Consider the following 19,287-nt stretch of genomic DNA (forward strand, 5'->3'; position numbering starts at 1 on the left):
GGCTTGGTTTGTCACGTTAGACATGTGGTTTACGTGTCAGGCCGTCTTCGCAAAGTGCTGTGGAGAACCAAAACATCACCTTTTTGAATCTCTTTTCTATCCCGCATGTGACCTTTGGTAGGGGTCACCACTGTATAAGGAAACACATAATGCCAATCATTACTCTGCCTGACGGCAGCCAACGTCAATTTGCCCACTCTGTTTCCGTCATGGATGTGGCTGCGGACATCGGTCCCGGTCTCGCCAAGGCGTGCATTGCCGGTCGGGTAAACGGTGAACTGGTGGATGCGTGCGAGCTGATCGAAGCCGATGCCTCGCTGGCCATCATCACCGCCAAAGACGAAGAAGGTCTGGACATCCTGCGCCACTCCTGCGCCCACTTGCTGGGTCATGCTATCAAGCAACTCTGGCCCCAGACCAAGATGGCCATCGGTCCTGTCATCGACAACGGCTTCTACTATGACGTTGATCTTGACCGTACCCTGACCGATGAAGATCTGGCTGCCCTGGAAGAGCGCATGCTGGCGCTGGTAGCCAAGGATTACGACGTCATCAAGAAGAAAGTCTCCTGGCAAGAAGCGCGCGATGTATTCGAGGCGCGCGGCGAGTCTTACAAAGTCGAAATCCTGGATCAGAACATTGCCCGTGATGACCAGCCAGGTCTCTATCATCACGAAGAGTACATCGACATGTGTCGCGGCCCGCACGTGCCCAACATGCGTCACTGCCACCACTTCAAGTTGCTGAAGATGTCCGGCGCCTACTGGCGTGGCGACTCCAACAACAAGATGCTGCAGCGTATCTACGGTACCGCCTGGGCTGACAAGAAGCAGCTCAAGGCCTATCTGCAGCGTCTGGAAGAGGCCGCCAAGCGCGACCACCGCAAGATCGGCAAGCAGCTCGACCTGTATCACATGCAGGAAGAAGCACCCGGTATGGTGTTCTGGCACAACGATGGCTGGACCATCTTCCGTGAGCTGGAAACCTTTATCCGCGGCAAGCTCAAAGAGTACGACTATCAGGAAGTGAAAGGTCCGTTCATGATGGACCGCGTCCTGTGGGAGCGTTCAGGTCACTGGGAGAAATACGCCCAGGCCATGTTCACCACCCAGTCCGAAAACCGCGAGTACGCCATCAAGCCGATGAACTGCCCGGGTCACGTCCAGATCTTCAACCAGGGTCTGAAGTCCTACCGTGATTTGCCGCTGCGTATGGCCGAGTTTGGTTCCTGCCACCGCAACGAGCCGTCCGGTTCCCTACACGGTCTGATGCGGGTACGTGGTTTCACTCAGGATGACGCGCACATCTTCTGTACCGAAGAGCAGATCATGGAAGAGGTCTCCGGCTGTATTCGTATGGTCTATGACGTCTACGGTACCTTTGGCTTCGAGAACATCGTGGTCAAGCTCTCTACTCGTCCCGAGCAGCGTATCGGCTCCGACGAGATGTGGGATCGCGCCGAGAAAGCCCTGGCCGAAGCGCTGGAGCTCAACGGTCTGAAGTACGATCTGCAGCCGGGTGAAGGGGCGTTCTACGGTCCCAAAATTGAATTTACCCTGCACGATTGCCTTGATCGTGCGTGGCAATGTGGTACCGTGCAGCTCGACTTTGCCCTGCCTGGTCGTCTGGGCGCCACTTATGTGGGCGAAAACAACGAGCGCCATGTACCCGTGATGATCCATCGGGCCATCCTGGGTTCTATCGAGCGCTTCATCGGTATTCTGACTGAAGAGTACGCCGGTCTGTTCCCGACCTGGTTGGCACCGACTCAGGCTGTGGTCATGAATATCACGGATAATCAGGCCGATTATGCGGTGAAAGTAGCCAAAGCATTGAATGATGCGGGCCTTCGCGCAAAAGCGGACTTGAGAAATGAGAAGATTGGCTTTAAAATCCGCGAGCATACTTTGAAGCGAGTACCTTTCATGCTGGTCTGCGGCGATAAAGAAGTTGAAGCCGGTAAGATTGCAGTACGGACTCGTAAAGGGGCTGACCTGGGCACTTATCCTGTTGAAGAGTTCATCGCTCTGTTGACCCAGGAAGTTCAGACCCGCGGACAAAAGAAAGTGGAGGAATAAGCTATAAAAGGCGGAAAAAAACTGGGCAAGCAACCGCAAGCCCGCGCTCACCGGATCAATGAAGAGATCCGTCTGAAAGAAGTTCGTCTGACTGGTCTGGATGGTGAAGCCATTGGCATTACCTCCATTCAGGATGCTCTGAACTTGGCCGCAGAGGCCGGAGTTGATCTGGTAGAGATCAGTCCAAATGCTGAGCCGCCCGTTTGCCGGATCATGGATTACGGCAAATTCCTCTACGAAAAGAGCAAAACAACCAAAGAACAGAAGAAAAAGCAGAAAGTCGTCCAGGTCAAGGAAATCAAATTCCGTCCTGGCACTGACGAAGGCGACTATCAGGTAAAACTACGCAACCTGGTTCGCTTTCTGGAAGACGGGGACAAGGCTAAGGTCACCCTGCGCTTCCGTGGTCGTGAAATGGCCCACCAGGATCTTGGTATCAAGGTTCTGGAGCGCGTCAAGAACGATCTGGAAGAGTTGGCCGTAGTCGAGTCGTTCCCGAAAGTCGAAGGCCGTCAAGCTGTGATGGTCCTCGCACCTAAGAAGAAATCTTAAGGCCCACAAGAAATTGACTCATGGGGCTCGCCCCCATGAGTTGGTTCGCCTTGCGATTTTGTTGTCACTCACAATGCGGAGTATGAAATGCCGAAGATGAAAACCAACCGGGGTGCTGCAAAGCGCTTCAAAAAGACTGGCTCGGGTCGCTTCAAGTGCAAGCACAACCACCTGCGTCACATCCTGACCAAGAAGAGCAGCAAGCGTAAGCGTCAGCTGGGGCCGAAATTCATGGTTTCTGCTGCCGACCACAAACGTGTTGTCGCTTGTCTGCCGTACGCATAAGGGGGGATGTGAAAAATGCCAAGAGTTAAACGTGGTGTGACTGCTCGAGCTCGTCACAAGAAAGTAATGAAAGCCGCCAAAGGTTACTACGGCGCCCGTTCCCGTGTTTACCGCGTAGCGGTACAAGCGGTAACCAAAGCTGGTCAGTATGCCTACCGTGACCGTCGCCAGAAAAAGCGTCAGTTCCGTCAGCTGTGGATTGCGCGTATCAACGCTGCAGCCCGTCAGAACGGTCTGTCCTACAGCCGTCTGATCAACGGTCTGAAGAAGGCTTCTATCGAGATCGATCGCAAGATCCTGTCCGATATCGCCGTTCACGACAAAATGGCTTTCACCGCCCTGGTTGAAAAAGCTAAAGCAGCTCTGGTTTAATCCAGTTCTGTTATAAACGCTAAAAGGAGGCTCAGGCCTCCTTTTTTGTATCTATAACTCTCTGTTTTACATTACTTTTTCCTTTCTCCCGCCCATACTCTGTCCACTGTTTTACACGAGCTGCATATTTCTCCACACAAGGTGATATGTGCGAGATGACCTGTTCTACAAATAGTTTATATGCCAACAAACTAGATGTTTGTTCCATTATTTCAGGAGTGACGGTGAACCGATAAGACTCGCTTGATATAACAAAATGATTTGTAGGGAGAAAAGCCAACCTTAGCTATGGTCAGCGAAGGGGCTTTTTTTGTATTATTCCCCCCTTGACCTTATTTAGCCTAAAGGCTCCTGTACCGGGAGTGGTGACGAGGAAGACATGCAACAGCTTGAAGAAGTAGTCGGCCAAGCCAGAGCCGAAATTGAGGGCGTGAGCGATATCGCGACCCTCGACGAAATCCGGGTCAAATATCTGGGTAAAAAGGGCTTTTTTACCGAGCAGATGAAGGGCCTAGGTGCCTTGTCTGCCGAAGAGCGTCCTGCCGCGGGTGCCGTGATCAACCAGGCCAAACAGCAGGTTCAGGATGCGCTGAATGAGCGTCGTGAAGCCCTCGAAGTCGCCGTGCTGAACCAGAAGCTGGCCGCCGAGACCATCGATGTCAGCCTGCCGGGCCGCCGCATCGAGAATGGCGGTCTGCATCCGGTAACCCGCACCATTGAACGTATCGAGCGCCTGTTTGGCGAGATGGGCTTCAAGGTTGCCCGTGGTCCCGAGATTGAAGATGGCTTCCACAACTTCGATGCGCTGAACATTCCGGCTCATCACCCGGCGCGTACCGATCACGATACCTTCTACTTCAATCCTGATCTGATGCTGCGTACCCACACCTCGGGCGTGCAGATCCGCACCATGGAACATCAGCAGCCGCCGATCCGCATCATTGCACCGGGCCGCGTCTATCGTAACGACTACGATATGACCCACACCCCGATGTTCCATCAGGTTGAAGGCCTGCTGGTTGACGAGCATGCCAGCTTTACCGAGCTGAAGGGCATTCTGCACGACTTCCTGCGCAACTACTTCGAGGAAGACCTGACCATTCGCTTCCGTCCTTCCTATTTCCCGTTTACCGAGCCGAGCGCTGAAGTGGACGTGATGGGCAAGAACGGCAAGTGGCTGGAAGTGCTGGGCTGCGGCATGGTGCACCCGAACGTACTGCGTTCGGTCGGCATCGATCCGGAAAAATACTCGGGCTTTGCCTTCGGCATGGGCGTTGAGCGCCTGACCATGCTGCGTTACGGGGTCAACGACCTGCGTGCCTTCTTCGAAAACGACCTGCGCTTCCTCAAGCAGTTCAAGTAAGGGCGAGAGAACATGAAATTCAGTAAATCCTGGGTGATGGAGTGGGTCCGCACCGAGTTAAGTGACAATGCGCTGGCCGAACAGATCACCATGGCCGGTCTGGAAGTGGACGCCGTGGAAGCGGTGGCTGGCCAGTTCAACAATGTGGTTGTGGGTGAAGTGGTCGAGTGCGCCCAGCATCCTGACGCCGACAAGCTGCGGGTGACCAAGGTCAACGTGGGTGAAGCCGAGCTGCTGGACATCGTCTGTGGCGCGCCGAACTGCCGTCAGGGCTTGAAAGTATGTGTGGCCAAAGTAGGGGCGACCCTGCCGGGTGATTTCACCATCAAGAAAGCCAAGCTGCGTGGCCAGCCGTCTCACGGCATGCTCTGCTCGTTCAGTGAGCTGGGTATCGACGTTGAAGCAGATGGCATCATCGAGCTGCCAGCCGATGCCCCCATCGGTACCGATATTCGCGACTACCTCAATCTGAACGACGTCTCCATCGATGTGGATCTGACTCCGAACCGTGCCGATTGCCTCGGTATCGCCGGTCTGGCTCGTGAAATTGGTGTGCTCAACAGTGTGGACGTGGTCGAGCCGACCTGGGCACCTGCTGTTGCCACCATTGATGCAACTTTTCCGATCCGGGTTGAAGCAACAGCCGATTGCCCCCGGTATCTGGGGCGCGTCATCAAGGGGCTGAACCTGCAGGCCCAGAGCCCGCTCTGGATGCAAGAGAAGCTGCGTCGGGGCGGCATTCGTTCCATCGACGCCATCGTCGACATCACCAACTACCTGCTGCTGGAATACGGTCAGCCGATGCACGCCTTCGATCTGGCTACCCTGGAAGGGGAACTGGTGGTGCGTCGTGCCCACGCCGATGAGCCGATGACCCTGCTCGATGGCAACGAAGTGAGGCTCAAAGAGACCACCCTGGTGATTGCCGATGCCAAAGGTCCTGCCTGCATGGCCGGTATCTTCGGTGGCAATCGCACCGGTGTTTCCGAGACCACCACCGACATCCTGCTGGAGTGTGCCTTCTTCGCGCCGCTCTCCATCACAGGCCGTGCCCGTGCCTACGGTCTGCACACCGACTCTTCCCATCGCTTCGAGCGGGGGGTTGATCCGCAGCTGCAGGCCAAGGTGATGGACAGAGCCACCCGTCTGCTGCTGGATATCTGCGGCGGCGAAGCGGGTCCGGTCATCGAGGTCAAATCCGATGCCCATCTGCCGAAAGCGGCACCCATCAAGCTGCGTCGCAGCAAGCTCGACAAGGTGATCGGTATCAGCGTGGCTGACGCTCAGGTGGTCGAGATCCTGACTCGCCTCGGCATGCAGGTTACTGTGGATGCTGACGGTTGGACTGCGCTGGCACCCTCCTGGCGTTTCGATATCGCCATCGAGGAAGATCTCATCGAGGAAGTGGCTCGCATCTACGGCTACAACAACATCCCGAACCTGAAACCAGCTGCCTCCTTGGCGATGGTGGAGCAGGCAGAAGGGCAGGTGACCCTGAAGCGCGTGCGCGACCTGCTGGTTGACCGCGGTTTCCAGGAAGCGATCACCTACAGCTTCGTCGATCCCAAGACCCAGCAAACCCTGTTCCCGCAGAGCGATGCCATCGTGCTGCCGAACCCAATCTCGGTCGAGATGTCCGCCATGCGCGTCTCTCTGTTCCCGGGTCTGGTGCAGGCCGTCGTTTACAACCAGAACCGTCAGCAGCCGCGCGTGCGTCTGTTCGAGCAGGGTCTGCGTTTCATCAAGGATGAAAGCGCCGAGAACGGCATCCGTCAGGAGCCGATGCTGGCCGGTATCATCACTGGCAACCAGAGCGACGAGCACTGGGATATCAAAACCCGCGCAGCCGACTTCTTTGATTTGAAAGGGGATCTGGAAGCGGTGCTGGACTTGACCGCCGAAGGGGCCACCTTTACCTTCGAGCGCACCGAGCACAGCGCCCTGCACCCGGGCCAGAGCGCAGCCATCCTGCGCAATGGCGAGATCATCGGCCACATCGGCGTGATCCACCCGAGCCTCGAGAAGAAGCTGGGCCTCAAGAGCCGCGCGGTGATGTTTGAGCTGGAGCTGGACAAGCTGACCCCGGCCAAGGTGCCTGTGGCAGCCGAAGTTTCCAAGTTCCCGGCGAACCGTCGCGACATCGCCGTCGTGGTCGATCGTCAGGTTCTGGCAGGTGATGTGCTTGCGGTAATTAAAAAAGTTGGCGGAAATCAGGTAGTTGGAATAAACTTGTTTGACGTATACCAGGGTGCTGGTATGGCAGAGGACAAGAAGAGCCTGGCCATCAGTCTTGTATTGCAAGACACCCAGCGCACCCTGGAGGAGAAAGAGATTGCCGAGACCGTAGACAATGTCGTGCGGGCCCTTGGTGAAGAGTTGAATGCATCCTTGAGGGATTGATCTATGGCGCTTACCAAAGCCGACATTGCAGAGCACCTGTTCACCCAGCTCGGGATGAGCAAGCGTGAAGCCAAAGATATGGTGGAAGCCTTCTTTGAGGAAATCCGACAGGCGCTTGAGCGTGGTGAACAAGTCAAGATTTCAGGCTTCGGTAACTTTGACCTTCGTGAGAAGAATCAGCGTCCCGGACGCAACCCCAAGACGGGCGAGGATATTCCTATCAGCGCCCGCCGCGTGGTGACCTTCCGGCCTGGCCAGAAGCTCAAGGCCAGGGTAGAAAATGTTGAACCCAACGAGTGATAAAAAGCCAGGCAGATGCCTGGCTTTTGTTTTCAGATGACCAAATTCCCCGTTTTTCTTCTGGGTGCCGTACTGGCACTGTCATTGCACGCCAAGCCTTTGCAGACCATAGTGCTGCCGTTGGCGCCGGCGACCCAAGCTTATGTAAATTCACTGAGCCAGCTTTCGCTCTGCTATCCTGCGACGCTTCCTCCACCATACCTGATGGCCGAGGGGGGACTGCTCAAGGATCGTCTCGCCCGTTTGCAGGAGCTGTTCCCGATTCCGCTTGTGCTCAAAGAGCTGCCCGATTGGCAGACATTGCGCAACGGGCTCGCAGAGGGGGAATGCGACATCATTCCCTATGTCGGAACCCGCAAGAAGGCCGTGGAGGGCATGCGGTTAAGCCGTCCGATGATGGAGACCGATGCCGCCATCCTCTACAAGGGTGAAAATCTCAAACAGGCCCGCTTTCTGGTCTACTCGGTGGCAGACTCTGCCCGCCTGCTGCACGAGCTATATCCACAGGCGCGCATTATTTCCCTAAAGAGCGGAGAGAAGGTCTACGACGCGCTGCAGAGTGGCAAGGGTGACGCCTATCTGGGGGACTATCTGCAACTGCGCTATCTGATGCGCGAGTTTCCGGCCGATGGTTTGCGTCTGCGCCGCCTGTTTGGTGAGGATCGGATCATCAGCTATCGCCTGATGATGCGTGATCAGCCTGAGTTGGCCAATCTGGTGGACACCCTGATCCGTCATATGCCCGCCGGTACTATCTATACCGATCTGGCTCGCTATCTCGATCAGGGGTCGCTCTACGTCAACCAACCCCACTTCAGCGATACCGAGCAGGCCTGGTTATCCGGCCGCGGGCGCACCATTCGCCTGGTGGTCAATCCCGAGTTGATGCCCTATAGCGGTGTCAATGATCTGGGGGAGGCGAAAGGGTGGAGCGCGGATGTGCTGCGCTGGGTCACCCAGGAGACCGGCCTGAAATACAAGCTGGTGCCTGCCGCCAGCAAGGCGGAGGCCGTAGAAAAGCTGCGCCGTGGTGAGGCGGATATGATGGCCGGCTTGCCGGAATCCCCGGCATTGACGGATCAGTTCATTTTCAGTCGGACGATCTCCACCAACCGGTTTGCCTTGATCAGCAAGCGCAAGCTGGCTGCCGATCGCATTACCCAACTCAAGCGGCAGCGTATTCTGGTGCCGGAATCCCTCTACGATCCCTCCTTGCTCGCCCTGCTCGGTGATCAGGAGTGGGTTCGTACCGACGGCATCGAGCAGGGGTTGGCAGCGATCAAACAGGGCAAGGCTGACGCCATGCTGAGCGAGCTTTATCAGCTGCAATATCCCCAGCGTACCAACTTGTTGGAAGGGCTCGATATCGAGGAGCTGGAAGATCGCTTCAGTCTTGGCTTTGCCATCAACAAGAGTCAGACCGAACTGGCCGGGGTGATGGATCGCAACCTGATGGCGCTGACCAGCACCCAGCTCGACGAACTTAACCAGCGCTGGCGCCGCTTGCTCGTCGTTCAGCAGCCCGGCGTGAGCTACGCCGCCTGGTTTGGCTCCATCGCCATGGCACTGCTGATCAGCGGTATCGTCATCGGCGGGATCTGGCGTTCCCGCCAGCAACTGGCGAGGGAAGTGGCCCAGCGTCACGCCGCCGAGAAGGCGCTGGCCATCGAGAGCGAGCTGCGGGAAACCATGTTTCAGGCGTTGCCGGTGCCCGTCTATCTGCGCAACAGCCAGGGCAAGGTGATCAAATCCAATAAACAGGGGCGACGTCTGGCCCTGCGCTATTCGCAGCAGTTGATGTTGCCGCCGGTACAGCCTCAGAAGAGTGAAGGGGAGTTGGTGCTGGGGGATCAGGTCTTCGCCTATGCCCAGCATCCGCTGCGGCTGGACAAGCAGGCACCTGCCACCGATCTCATCGCCCTGTCGGATATCAGTGTGCTGCGTGAGCAGGCTCGTTTTCTGCGTCAGGCAGAGCGCCGCCTGCGCGCCCTGACCAATACCGTGCCCGGCGTGGTGCTGCAGTTTATGTTCGAGCGGGGACGGGTAGGGGGGATCGAGTTTATCAGCAGGGGCTGTTACGAGCAGCTGGGGCTGGCGAGCCAGCAGATCCGTCGTGAGCCCAAACGGGTGCTCATTATGCTGGAGCGCGAGGATCGCCGTCGGGTACGCCGTGAGATGTTCGCCATGTTGCAGGCGGGTAAACCCTTCGCGTTCACCCTGCGCTATCACCATCCGACCAAGGGTCTGCGCTGGTTGCAGCTCTATGGCCGTGGCCGCAGTCAGCCGCAGGGGTGGCGAATTTATGCGGTGATGCAGGATGCCACTGCCCGGGTCGAGCAGGATCAGGTATTGCAGCACTCCCATGAGCAGGCGCAACAGGCAGTTCTGGCCAAGGGGCGCTTTTTGGCCGCCATCAGCCACGAGATCCGCACGCCGATGAACGCCATGCTCGGCTTGCTGGAGTGGCTGGCCAGTACTCCTTTGTCGAGAGAGCAAGACTCTGCGCTGGCGCGGGTGCGTCAGGCGGGGGATGAGCTGCTCGGCCTGCTCAACGATGTGCTCGACTTTAGCCGCAACGAAAACAGCAAACTCTCCCTCTCGCCCCAGCCAACCGATTTTGCCGAGCTGTGCGAGCACGTGGCGGCGGTGCACTGGACCAAGGCGCGGGCCAAGGGATTGCAACTGCGCCTTAAGTTGGATCCGGCTCTGCCAGCCCTGCAGACCCTCGACCCTCACCGGGTTCGGCAAGTGCTCCACAACCTGCTCTCCAATGCCATCAAGTTCAGCCTGCGTGGGGAAGTGGTGCTGTGGGCCGAGGTGGTCACATCGACCTTGCGCTTTGGTGTGGATGATCAGGGACCGGGGATCACCGCCAAGATGCGCACCACGCTCTTTATGCCGTTCGAGCAGTTTGCCGTTGAAGGGCAGCTGCGGGCGCCGGGCACAGGTCTTGGTCTGGCGATCTGCAAGCAGCTGATCGAGCAGATGGGGGGGCTTATCGATGTCGAGGGGCGTGTCGGTGGCGGTAGCCGCTTCTATTGCGAGTTGCCCCTGAAGCGGGTACAGCAGGAGCCGGACTGGCAACCCAATGTGCGGCAGCTGGCACTCTCTTTACCCCACGATGAGGCGCAAGCGCTGTCGCCCTGGTTAAGCCGATTGGGGATCGCCACCGTTAGCAACGCCGTTGATACGCTGCAAGCGGAGGTGGACGAGAAGGGGCTCTACTATTGGGCATGGCAAGGGGAGTCCTGGGTGCCCGGGACCATCATCACCCTGCTGCAACCACGCTTGACCCCGGATCAACCGGTGGCCGGCACCCAGCCAGGGCTTGGCATGCGGGTACTGCTGGTTGAAGATCACGATGTCAATCGCGAGCTGATCAGCCTGCAACTGGGGCAACTTGGTGCCAGCGTTATCACTGCCGCCAACGGGCAGCTGGCGCTGGAGATGCTGGCGCAGCAAGAGGTGGATTTTGTGCTGACCGATCTGCAGATGCCGGTGATGAACGGGGCCGAGCTGTGCAGGCAATTGCGCCAATCCGCCCGTTGGGCTCGTCTGCCGGTCTATGTGATCACCGCAGATCTCAGTGATCAGGCGGCAAGGGAGCTGCAATCCTGCGGTTGCGATGGCCATCTGGACAAGCCGGTCGCCCTCAAGGAGCTGGCGACCTTGCTGCGCCATATTGCCAAAGAAGGGAGCAATGTTGTCGCCCCGACACCGGTTGCCTCGCTGCTGACCGATGAACTGGCCGCCCTTTATCTGAAGGCTACCCGTGATGATTTGGCCGAACTTGAGCGCTGCAGCACAGAAGAAGATGAAGTTGGCGTGAATGCTGCTTTACACAAGTTGAAGGGGGCCGCCAGAATGGTAGGGGCGACTGCGTTGGTGGCGGTCATTGAAGAGTGGCAACAGGCGCCCCATCCGATGCTGCAAGCCAGATTGAACCGGGCACTGGATGAGTTCAGCCAGCAGTTTTCAAAGAGGGCTCAAGATGATCATCACTGATGAAGAATTACTGGCGTTGCTCGATTCGGAAGAGCATGAGGCGGCAGGATTTTGCCCCATTGTGCTCTATGCCCTCGATAGCACCGCCCATGAGTTGGCCAGCACCATGACATTGCCCTCCTATGTCACGCTGCACCGTACCCGACCGGATGCCTGCTGGCAGTGGGAAGGGTTGTTTGCAGCAGGTGCCATTGCCCTTTACGACCCTGCCGCTCATCAGCAGGCGGACTATTTCCCCCAGTTGCAGCAGCATGAGGGGATCTACGCTATCGGCGAGGATTGGCTGGGGGGGCTTGCCGCCAGTTACCGTAACTGGTGCAACTGGCTGGCCGCTAACAAGGTGTTGCTGCTCGAGGATCACCCATTTCAGGGGATGCAACTGCAACAGACCATCGCCGGGTTGGGGCTCTCCTGTCAGTGGGTACAGGATGAATCGGCCTGCCTTGCGGCATTGTCGGCGGGCGACATCAGCCTGCTGGTGTGCGATCTCAGTCTGGTGGAGCAAGATGCCATCAGTCTGCTGATGAACCAGCCCCAGTTGCAGGAGGCCGGGCTGCCCATTGTGCTGCTTTCGGCCCATGAGCAGACGCTGATCGACGGTGCCCGCCGCCTGCTGCACGATGCCGGTTTCAATATTCTGGCGGCGCTGGCCAAGCCGCTTGATTGCGACGAGCTGCTCAGGTTGCTGCGTCGACTCTATCTGGGCCCGCTGCGTCAGCAGCGCTTGAGCGGCCAGCGCCGCTCCATCCGCCGGTGGCAGGGGGAGGTGCAGGGTCAGCTAGGGTTGCTCTCCAGTCCCGCGACCCCTCATCCGGTCTGGCTGGCGGTGACCGGCTTGCCCAGCCGCTGGGAGGCGCTCAAGGATTGGCTGACGGAGCAGTCGCGTACCCCAGCCGAACTGACCCTGCTGATCCACCGTCGTGACCACCTGCTCGGCAATGCCGATCGCTTCGCGCTGGTGCTGCAAGCCAGTCTGGCGGGGAGCAAGCTGGCGCTGCTGCTCGATAACAGCCAGCATCTGCCATTCGATCTGCTGGAGCGTTTGCCGCTGCAAGCCTTGCTGCTGGGGCAGGGGATCTTGCCGGAGATGGAGTCCTTGACCGGTGACTCCCTGCTGGGACGCTTTATGGCCCGGGTTCGGGAGCTGGGGATCGCCGTCTATCTGGATGATCCTTACAACCTGCTCGACGTCGAGGTGTGGCGAGAGCGCGGTATGACGGGGCGCTGGTAAGCCATGCCGCGCTACCTCTGCTGGCCCATGCACCGGGAGCGCCTTGGCAAAGGGCTGGAGGGCTGGCCCCATCCGGTTTCCCGGGCCGCGCTGCCACTGGCTATGGAGGTCTCCGGGGTGCCTTGCCTGCTGCGCGAGCTGCATGGGGTGGAGCCTGCCCGCATGCTGGCCGCTTACGATGCATTGAGTGAAGAGAGCATCTATCTGCGCTTTATGCGCCCGAAACGGACGCCGCCACCGGAACAGGTAGCCCAATTTCTTAATTACCATCCCGAGCAACAGATTTCGCTGTTGCTGACCGATCTGGCTGGTGAGCCGCTGGCTCAGGCGCAATCAATCCGCCGCCGCCTTCATCCCGATCGGGCGGAGTTTTCTTGCATCGTAGCGGATCACTTTCAGCACAAGGGGGCGGGGCGGCGCATTCTGTTGGCGCTGGCACTGCTGGCCAGGGCAGACGGGATCCGGGAGTGGACGGCGGAAGTGCTGGCCCAGAACCGGCCCATGCTGACCCTGCTCAAGCGCCTTGGCTTGCCGCTGACCCTGGTGACCGGACGGGAGATGGTCTTTGTCAGGCTGGATCTGTCAGTACTGGATGCCTGGTTGCCCGTGCCGCCAGCGGCGCCGCTTAAGACCAAGGGCGAATAGTGACACTTTTTTCCCTGTGCTAAGGTCACATTTATTGTGCGGGGATAGACGGAGCAGCTTATGGCGCAGTCATATAAACATATCGTGATCCTGACCGGAGCGGGGATCTCTGCCGAATCCGGCATCAAGACTTTTCGTGCCTGCGACGGTTTGTGGGAAGAGCACAAGGTCGAGGATGTGGCGACCCCCGAGGGGTATGCCCGGGATCCCGAACTGGTGCTGCGCTTTTACAATTCCCGCCGCAAACAGCTGCAACAGCCCCAGGTTCATCCCAATCCGGCCCACTATGCGCTGGCCCGCCTCGAGCGACTGCTGCCCGGCACAGTCACCCTGGTCACCCAGAACATCGACAATCTGCATGAGAGCGCGGGCAGCAAGAACCTTATCCATATGCACGGGGAGCTGCTCAAGGCCCGCTGCCCCGAGTCCGGTCAGGTGATCGAGTGGCGCGGCGATCTCCATCAGGACGAGCTCTGCTCTTGCTGCCAGTTCCCCCAGCCGATGCGTCCCCATGTGGTCTGGTTTGGTGAAATGCCGATCGGGCTGGATCGCATCTACAGCGCGCTGGCCCAGTGCGATCTCTTTATCTCCATCGGCACCTCTGGCGCTGTCTATCCGGCCGCCGGGTTTGTCCATGAGGCGGGCCTCAACGGGGCGCACACCATCGAGCTCAATCTCGAACCGAGCGAGGTAGGTAGCCAGTTTGACGAAAAACGCTATGGCCCAGCATCCCTGCTGGTGCCCGCCTATGTCGATGAGTTGCTGGAGGCGTGCGGCATTCATCAACCGAGGCAAGTCGAGGGGCACAACTGGATGGAGATGCGCGGTCCCTGAGCTACTGTGCGACGGGACAGTTGCAATGGTTCGGTGAAATCGCCACACTGGCAACCATTTAAAAAATGGGACGCAGTTGGCGCAAATTACCATGACCGCAGTAAAGCAATGGATCGCTTTTTTTCTCCTGATGCTGGCCAGTGCCAGTGCATCGGCCTCCATCCCCCTGATGACCCTGGTACTGCCAGATGGCCAGCAGGTGACCCTTGATGAGTCGGCCCTCTCCGCCTTGCCACAGACCGAATTCACCACCACTACCCCCTGGACTCAGGGCACCCACCACTATCGCGGGCCGACCCTGTCAGCCATGCTGGCGGCGCAAGGGATCCCGGATGCTCGCAAGATCGCCGTTTCGGCCCTCAACGGCTATCAGCAGGTGGTGGATCTGGCCCTGTTCGACGGCGTGCCGCTGACCCTGGTGCGTCAGGAGGACGGCAAACCGCTGACCCGGCGCAACAAGGGGCCGCTCTGGCTGCTCATCCCGTTCACCACCTATCCCAAGCTGGACGTCCCTGCCATTCACAACTGTATGGTGTGGCAGGTGACCCGCATCGAGATCGTCGATTGATGGGGCTATCCCGCCAAAATCTGCTGTTGGTTGCGGTGTCGCTGCTGTTTCTGCTCTCGTCGGGCAGCAGCCTCTATCTGCAGTATCGGCAGGAGCAGCTGGTCGATACTTTCTACCGCAATGTCCACTGGAACATCAGCCAGGTAATGCTCGAATCCCAGCGTTTCCTCTACGACCTGCAGCTCTATCGGGCTGGCAGACAGTCGATGGAGACCCTGAGCCTCGATTACGATCTGCTGTGGAACCGGCTCGACATCTTCCTCATCAGCAGTGAAACCGCCGAGATGCGCCAGCGGCACGGGCTCGGAAAAGTGCTGGCCACCCTGTTCGAGCAGATCAAGCAGCTCGAACCCCAGATGGAGGCCGGTGCGCTGCGCGAGGGGGCTGAGCTTACCCGCTTGCAGGAGGCGATCGCCAGCCAGACCCGTCTCATCGAACAGATAGGGGATCAGATCCTCTCCGGCCAGGAGCGGGAGCATTCGGTCAGCCAGATCCGCAACAGCCTGTTCTGGCTGCAGATCTGGCAACTGCTCCTGTTGCTGACCGGTGGCGCTCTGGTCGCTGCCCTCATTCGCGCCAATCTGGCGAACCGTCGGCTGGCCCTGCTCGATCCTCTGACCCAGCTTGGCAACCGCCGTGCCCTGCAGGAGCAGCTCTCTCGCGCTCTGCATGCCGGCGAGGTGAGCGCTTTGGTGGTGCTCGATCTCAAGCGCTTCAAGCAGGTCAATGATCTGCTGGGTTATCAGGTCGGTGATCGGTTGTTGCAGATGGTGGCCAACAAGCTGCAACAGGCCCATGGCAGTCACGCTTACCGGCTCGGTGGTGACGAATTTGCCGTGGTGCTGACCAAGGCGGATGATGCGCTGGAAACCGCCATTCATGAGCTGGTGGATCTGCTCCATTTCGAGTTCGTGACCCGGGAGTGCAGCTTCGATCTGGCCTGTCGACTCGGGGTCGCCAAGGCGCAGCAACAGGATGCCGCCCGGTTGCTGGATCAGGCCATCCTGGCCCTCAACCAGGCCAAGCGTAGCCAGGAGGGGGCGATCAGCTGGTTTGAGCCAGCCATGCTGCAGCAGTTGCAGTTGAGTCAGCAGCAGCTTCATCAGCTGCGAGAGTGGCTGGCGGGGCGCGAGCCTGCACCGCTGCGAGTGGCATTGCAGGAGCTGACGGACGGGCAGGGCAACGAGATGTGGCAATTGGCGCTTGAGTGGCGTGAGCAGGGAGTGCCTTGCCATATGCGCTGGCTGCAGGAGTGCGGTGTGCTTGGGCCCGTGTTGGCCCGTGTGCTGCAAACGCACGAGGCGCAGTATGCCGATGGTCAGGCACTGCTGGTCCCGCTCGACAACCAGGCCCAGCTGACCCATCTACTGGCCTATTTGCCGGAGGCTTCCCGTGCGCCGCTGGTGTTGCTGATACCGACGCTGCAGCCGGATGGTGTCTTGCTGGCGGGATTGCGGCAGCAGGGTTGCACTCTGGCGCTCAGAGAGATTGGCAGCACCACCGCGGCGCAGCTGGCAGCAGGCTGGCCTGTTCGCTACTGGTTGCCGCAGGGTGATGAAGATGGCGAGTTGTTGCAACCTCTGGCCAGACGATTGGGGCTGGTGCCACTGCAAGTGCTGGCAACCAGGGAGACCAGGTCGCTGGCCTGAGGGCAAAAGCGGTATTGCACGGCAGAGATAAAATGACACAAGGCGACCTCGGGGTCGCCTTGTTCGTTTATTGCCCCTGAACGTCAGGGGCGAGGGGCGCAGGATTGCCTGATCACCAGATCCGGGTCGACGGTAATCAGGTGGTTCTCCACCGTTTCGCCGTTGATCCGCGCCAGCAGGCGGGTGACGGCAAGGCGCCCCAGCTCCTCTTTGGGCTGGTTGACGGTGGTGAGTGGCGGCGACATAAATTCAGCCAGCGCCACATTGTCGTAGCCGACGATGGAGAGGTCGCGCGGGATCACTAGCCCCGCCTGATGGGCGGCACTGATTGCTCCCATCGCCATCATGTCGTTGCATACAAAAAGGGCGGTGGGACGCTCGGGCAATGCCAGCAGACGGGTCATCGCCTGATGGCCGCTGGCGCAGTCAAAATCCCCCTCCTGGATCCACTCTTGATTGATCGTGAGACCCGCCTCCTGCAACGCCTGCTCGAAGCCAGCTTGGCGCTGGTTGGCGGGGGCGCGGCTATGGGGGCCTGTGATGCAGCCGATGGCGGTATGGCCCAGCTCAATCAGATGGCGGGTTGCGAGATAACCGCCGTGGAAGGAGTTGTCGGCGATAAGATCCACATCCTCGCTGACCAGCCCCCAATCCATCACCACCACCGGCAGGCTCTTGAGCCAGTCGAGCTGGTTGAACACCTCTTGTTGGCCTTCGCTGCACATGATCAGCAGGCCATCGACCCGCTTGCGCAGCATCATCTTGAGGTAGGAGAGAGCGGTTTCTGCCTGCCCCTCGGTGTTGCCCAGCATCAGGTTGTAGCCCTGCTCGAAGCAGTAACGCTCCACCCCGCGCACCACCTCGGCAAAGAAGGGGTTGCTGGAGGTGGTGACCAGCATGCCGATACTGTTGGTCTCCTTCACCTTGAGGCTGCGGGCCACCAGACTCGGGGCATAGTTGAGCTCGCGCATGGCGGCGAAGACCCGCTCGCGGGTCTCCTCGGCCACAAAGCGGGTCTCGTTGATGACGTGGGATACGGTGGTGGTAGAGACCTGGGCCCTCGCCGCCACCTCCTTGATATTGGCCATCAGTGCCCCTGCGCAGTCTGCTCAAGCAGGAAAGTGTCGACCTCCTGCTTGCTCGGGATGGAGCTCTGGGCGCCGAACCTGGTGACGGAGAGCGCCGCCGCCCCGTGGGCAAAGCGCACCGCGCTGTGGAAATCGGCACCCGCCAGTTCCGCCGCCAGCAGGGCACCGTTGAAGGTATCGCCTGCGGCAGTGGTATCCACCGCCTTTACCCGAAAGCCCGGGATCAGCTGTTGCTGCTGTGCGTTGCTGCAATAGACCCCCTGCGACCCCAGGGTGATCATCACATCCGCAATGCCCATCTGGTGGAAGCGGGCTGCCGCCTCGCGGGCACTCGCTTCGTCGGTGACTTTCACGCCGGTCAACAGCTCGGCCTCGGTCTGGTTGGGGGTGATAAGATCCACCAGTGCCAGCAGTTCGCTTGAGAGCGGACGGGCAGGGGCGGGGTTGAGCACCACTCGGGTGCCGTGGGTGCGGGCCAGGCGTGCAGCTTCATGAACGCTTTCCAGCGGCACTTCCAGTTGCAACAGCAGGGTGTGGGCGCCGGCGATCATCGCTTCGTGGTTTTTCACCACAGCCGGAGTGATGGCCCCGTTGGCTTCGGCGGAGATACCGATACTGTTCTCCCCCTCATCGCTCACATAGATGATGGCAATACCGGTCGGGAGCTTGGGATCGAGTTCGACGGCGCTCACGTCGATGCCATCTTTGGCAAAGCCACTCTTCATCTGGTGGCCGATGGCGTCATCACCGATGCGGGCGATAAAGGAGACGGGGGCGCCAAGGCGGGCGGCAGCGACTGCCTGATTAGCCCCCTTGCCACCCGGTACCACCTGATAGCTGTGACCGGTCAGGGTTTCACCCGGGCGAGGAAAGTGGGGAACGCGCAGCACGTGGTCTGCATTGACACTGCCCAGAACGACGAGACGATTCATGTTGACTACTCCTGATGCATCTTGGCTTGAACACTGTGATTGAGTGAGCCCAAGCCGGGAGGCACCTGAACGAGAGGGAAAAGGGGAGGCGAACCTCCCCTCAAAAACTTACTTGCTGACCACTTGCAGCGGTACCGGAATGGATTTCTCGACCGGCTGGCCTTTAAGCACCTTGTCGGCAGTCTCGACGCCGATGGCACCGATCAGCGCGGGCTGCTGGGCCACGGTGGCGGCCAGTTTACCCTTGGCAACGGCGGCTTTGCCATCGTCAGTGCCGTCGAAACCGACGATCATCACCTCTTTACCGGCAGCCTGCACCGCACGGATGGCACCCAGCGCCATCTCGTCGTTCTGGGCGAACACGGCCTGTACGGTCGGATGGGCCGCCAGCAGGTTTTCCATAACGTTCAGACCCTTGGTGCGGTCAAAGTCGGCAGGCTGGGAAGCCAGCACCTGCAGCTTGTTGGCCGCCACGGCCAGGGCAAAACCTTCGCCACGGTCACGGGCGGCGGAGGTACCGGCAATCCCTTCCAGCTGGATCACCTTGGCACCTGTGCCCAGTTTCTCGGTGATGAAGTCACCGGCCAGCTTGCCGCCTGCCACGTTGTCGGAGGCGATGTGGGCCTTGACCTCACCCTGCGCAGCACCACGGTCCAGGGTCAGCACCGGAATGCTGGCGCGGTTGGCCAGACGAATGGCGTTGCCGACCGCTTCGGAGTCGGTGGGGTTGATCAGGATGGCGCCGACCTTGCGTACGGTGAGATCTTCCATGTTGGAGAGCTCTTTGGCCGGGTCATTCTGGGAATCCAGTACCACCAGCTCGTAGCCAAGCTCTTTGGCTTTTGCTTCGGCCCCCTCTTTCATGGTGACGAAGAAGGGGTTGTTGAGGGTGGAGACCACCATGGCCAGGGTTTGATCGGCGGCCTGGGCAGTGCCCAGCACGGACATGATGGCGGCAGCGAGCAGGGTATTGAGCTTTTTCATC

General features: G+C 59.4%; 16 protein-coding genes. 13 read left to right on the plus strand and 3 right to left on the minus strand.

The window, feature by feature from the left end:
- Positions 1-149: 149 nt before the first annotated feature.
- From thrS to ACB042_RS03955, 13 genes are all read left to right on the plus strand, one after another.
- The gene (thrS, locus tag ACB042_RS03895; protein ID WP_202004655.1) at positions 150-2,078 is read left to right on the plus strand and encodes a threonine--tRNA ligase; all 1,929 of its coding nucleotides are present in this window, start codon (positions 150-152) and stop codon (positions 2,076-2,078) included.
- Between the two features lie 21 nt (positions 2,079-2,099).
- Positions 2,100-2,630 carry a translation initiation factor IF-3 gene (gene infC / locus ACB042_RS03900; protein WP_196783562.1) on the plus strand — a complete coding sequence of 177 codons (531 nt, stop codon included), beginning with the start codon at positions 2,100-2,102 and terminating at the stop codon, positions 2,628-2,630.
- Between the two features lie 87 nt (positions 2,631-2,717).
- On the plus strand, positions 2,718-2,915 hold the full coding sequence (gene rpmI / locus ACB042_RS03905; protein ID WP_005336688.1) for a 50S ribosomal protein L35: 198 nt from the start codon (positions 2,718-2,720) through the stop codon (positions 2,913-2,915).
- A 15-nt stretch (positions 2,916-2,930) separates the two neighbouring features.
- Positions 2,931-3,287 carry a 50S ribosomal protein L20 gene (rplT, locus tag ACB042_RS03910; protein ID WP_005336687.1) on the plus strand — a complete coding sequence of 119 codons (357 nt, stop codon included), beginning with the start codon at positions 2,931-2,933 and terminating at the stop codon, positions 3,285-3,287.
- 379 nt (positions 3,288-3,666) lie between these two features.
- The gene (gene pheS, locus ACB042_RS03915) at positions 3,667-4,650 is read left to right on the plus strand and encodes a phenylalanine--tRNA ligase subunit alpha (protein ID WP_005336686.1); all 984 of its coding nucleotides are present in this window, start codon (positions 3,667-3,669) and stop codon (positions 4,648-4,650) included.
- Between the two features lie 12 nt (positions 4,651-4,662).
- Complete coding sequence (gene pheT, locus ACB042_RS03920; protein WP_371177844.1) at positions 4,663-7,050, plus strand: phenylalanine--tRNA ligase subunit beta; 2,388 nt, start codon at positions 4,663-4,665, stop codon at positions 7,048-7,050.
- 3 nt (positions 7,051-7,053) lie between these two features.
- On the plus strand, positions 7,054-7,350 hold the full coding sequence (gene ihfA, locus ACB042_RS03925) for an integration host factor subunit alpha (protein ID WP_005300715.1): 297 nt from the start codon (positions 7,054-7,056) through the stop codon (positions 7,348-7,350).
- Between the two features lie 15 nt (positions 7,351-7,365).
- The gene (locus tag ACB042_RS03930) at positions 7,366-11,355 is read left to right on the plus strand and encodes a response regulator (RefSeq protein WP_371177845.1); all 3,990 of its coding nucleotides are present in this window, start codon (positions 7,366-7,368) and stop codon (positions 11,353-11,355) included.
- The gene (locus ACB042_RS03935) at positions 11,342-12,586 is read left to right on the plus strand and encodes a response regulator (protein WP_069527574.1); all 1,245 of its coding nucleotides are present in this window, start codon (positions 11,342-11,344) and stop codon (positions 12,584-12,586) included. The genes ACB042_RS03930 and ACB042_RS03935 overlap by 14 nt, the downstream gene beginning before the upstream one ends.
- 3 nt (positions 12,587-12,589) lie before the next feature.
- Positions 12,590-13,231: a GNAT family N-acetyltransferase gene (locus tag ACB042_RS03940; protein WP_371177846.1), complete on the plus strand. Its 642-nt coding sequence runs from the start codon at positions 12,590-12,592 to the stop codon at positions 13,229-13,231.
- 60 nt (positions 13,232-13,291) lie between these two features.
- On the plus strand, positions 13,292-14,065 hold the full coding sequence (gene cobB / locus ACB042_RS03945; protein ID WP_371177847.1) for a Sir2 family NAD+-dependent deacetylase: 774 nt from the start codon (positions 13,292-13,294) through the stop codon (positions 14,063-14,065).
- 91 nt (positions 14,066-14,156) lie between these two features.
- Entirely contained in the window at positions 14,157-14,633 is a 477-nt protein-coding gene (locus ACB042_RS03950; RefSeq protein ID WP_371177848.1) for a hypothetical protein, read from the plus strand.
- Positions 14,633-16,282 (plus strand): diguanylate cyclase domain-containing protein, encoded by a 1,650-nt coding sequence (locus ACB042_RS03955; RefSeq protein WP_371177849.1) that lies wholly within the window; start codon positions 14,633-14,635, stop codon positions 16,280-16,282. Before ACB042_RS03950 ends, ACB042_RS03955 begins: the two co-directional genes overlap by 1 nt.
- 83 nt (positions 16,283-16,365) lie before the next feature.
- Here ACB042_RS03955 and ACB042_RS03960 read toward each other — a convergent pair whose 3' ends face one another.
- The 3 genes from ACB042_RS03960 to rbsB form a co-directional block, all read right to left on the minus strand.
- Positions 16,366-17,370, minus strand: a complete 1,005-nt coding sequence (locus tag ACB042_RS03960; protein WP_371177850.1) for a substrate-binding domain-containing protein — start codon at positions 17,368-17,370, stop codon at positions 16,366-16,368.
- A complete protein-coding gene (gene rbsK / locus ACB042_RS03965; protein WP_144713129.1) occupies positions 17,370-18,302 on the minus strand; it encodes a ribokinase in 933 nt (310 codons plus the stop codon). Before rbsK ends, ACB042_RS03960 begins: the two co-directional genes overlap by 1 nt.
- 108 nt (positions 18,303-18,410) lie before the next feature.
- Entirely contained in the window at positions 18,411-19,286 is an 876-nt protein-coding gene (gene rbsB / locus ACB042_RS03970; protein ID WP_005360585.1) for a ribose ABC transporter substrate-binding protein RbsB, read from the minus strand.
- Between the last annotated feature and the right edge of the window lies 1 nt (position 19,287).

It is taken from the genome of Aeromonas sp. S13(2024) (assembly GCF_041402405.1).
GTDB lineage: Bacteria > Pseudomonadota > Gammaproteobacteria > Enterobacterales > Aeromonadaceae > Aeromonas > Aeromonas veronii.

Coding starts and splice junctions, on each gene's coding strand:
- thrS (WP_202004655.1), top strand. CDS start 150: ATGCCAATCATTACTCTGCCTGACGGCAGCCAACGTCAATTTGCCCAC.
- rpmI (WP_005336688.1), top strand. CDS start 2,718: ATGCCGAAGATGAAAACCAACCGGGGTGCTGCAAAGCGCTTCAAAAAG.
- rplT (WP_005336687.1), top strand. CDS start 2,931: ATGCCAAGAGTTAAACGTGGTGTGACTGCTCGAGCTCGTCACAAGAAA.
- pheS (WP_005336686.1), top strand. CDS start 3,667: ATGCAACAGCTTGAAGAAGTAGTCGGCCAAGCCAGAGCCGAAATTGAG.
- pheT (WP_371177844.1), top strand. CDS start 4,663: ATGAAATTCAGTAAATCCTGGGTGATGGAGTGGGTCCGCACCGAGTTA.
- ihfA (WP_005300715.1), top strand. CDS start 7,054: ATGGCGCTTACCAAAGCCGACATTGCAGAGCACCTGTTCACCCAGCTC.
- ACB042_RS03930 (WP_371177845.1), top strand. CDS start 7,366: ATGCCTGGCTTTTGTTTTCAGATGACCAAATTCCCCGTTTTTCTTCTG.
- ACB042_RS03935 (WP_069527574.1), top strand. CDS start 11,342: ATGATCATCACTGATGAAGAATTACTGGCGTTGCTCGATTCGGAAGAG.
- ACB042_RS03940 (WP_371177846.1), top strand. CDS start 12,590: ATGCCGCGCTACCTCTGCTGGCCCATGCACCGGGAGCGCCTTGGCAAA.
- cobB (WP_371177847.1), top strand. CDS start 13,292: ATGGCGCAGTCATATAAACATATCGTGATCCTGACCGGAGCGGGGATC.
- ACB042_RS03950 (WP_371177848.1), top strand. CDS start 14,157: ATGACCGCAGTAAAGCAATGGATCGCTTTTTTTCTCCTGATGCTGGCC.
- ACB042_RS03955 (WP_371177849.1), top strand. CDS start 14,633: ATGGGGCTATCCCGCCAAAATCTGCTGTTGGTTGCGGTGTCGCTGCTG.
- ACB042_RS03960 (WP_371177850.1), bottom strand. CDS start 17,370: ATGGCCAATATCAAGGAGGTGGCGGCGAGGGCCCAGGTCTCTACCACC.
- rbsK (WP_144713129.1), bottom strand. CDS start 18,302: ATGAATCGTCTCGTCGTTCTGGGCAGTGTCAATGCAGACCACGTGCTG.
- rbsB (WP_005360585.1), bottom strand. CDS start 19,286: ATGAAAAAGCTCAATACCCTGCTCGCTGCCGCCATCATGTCCGTGCTG.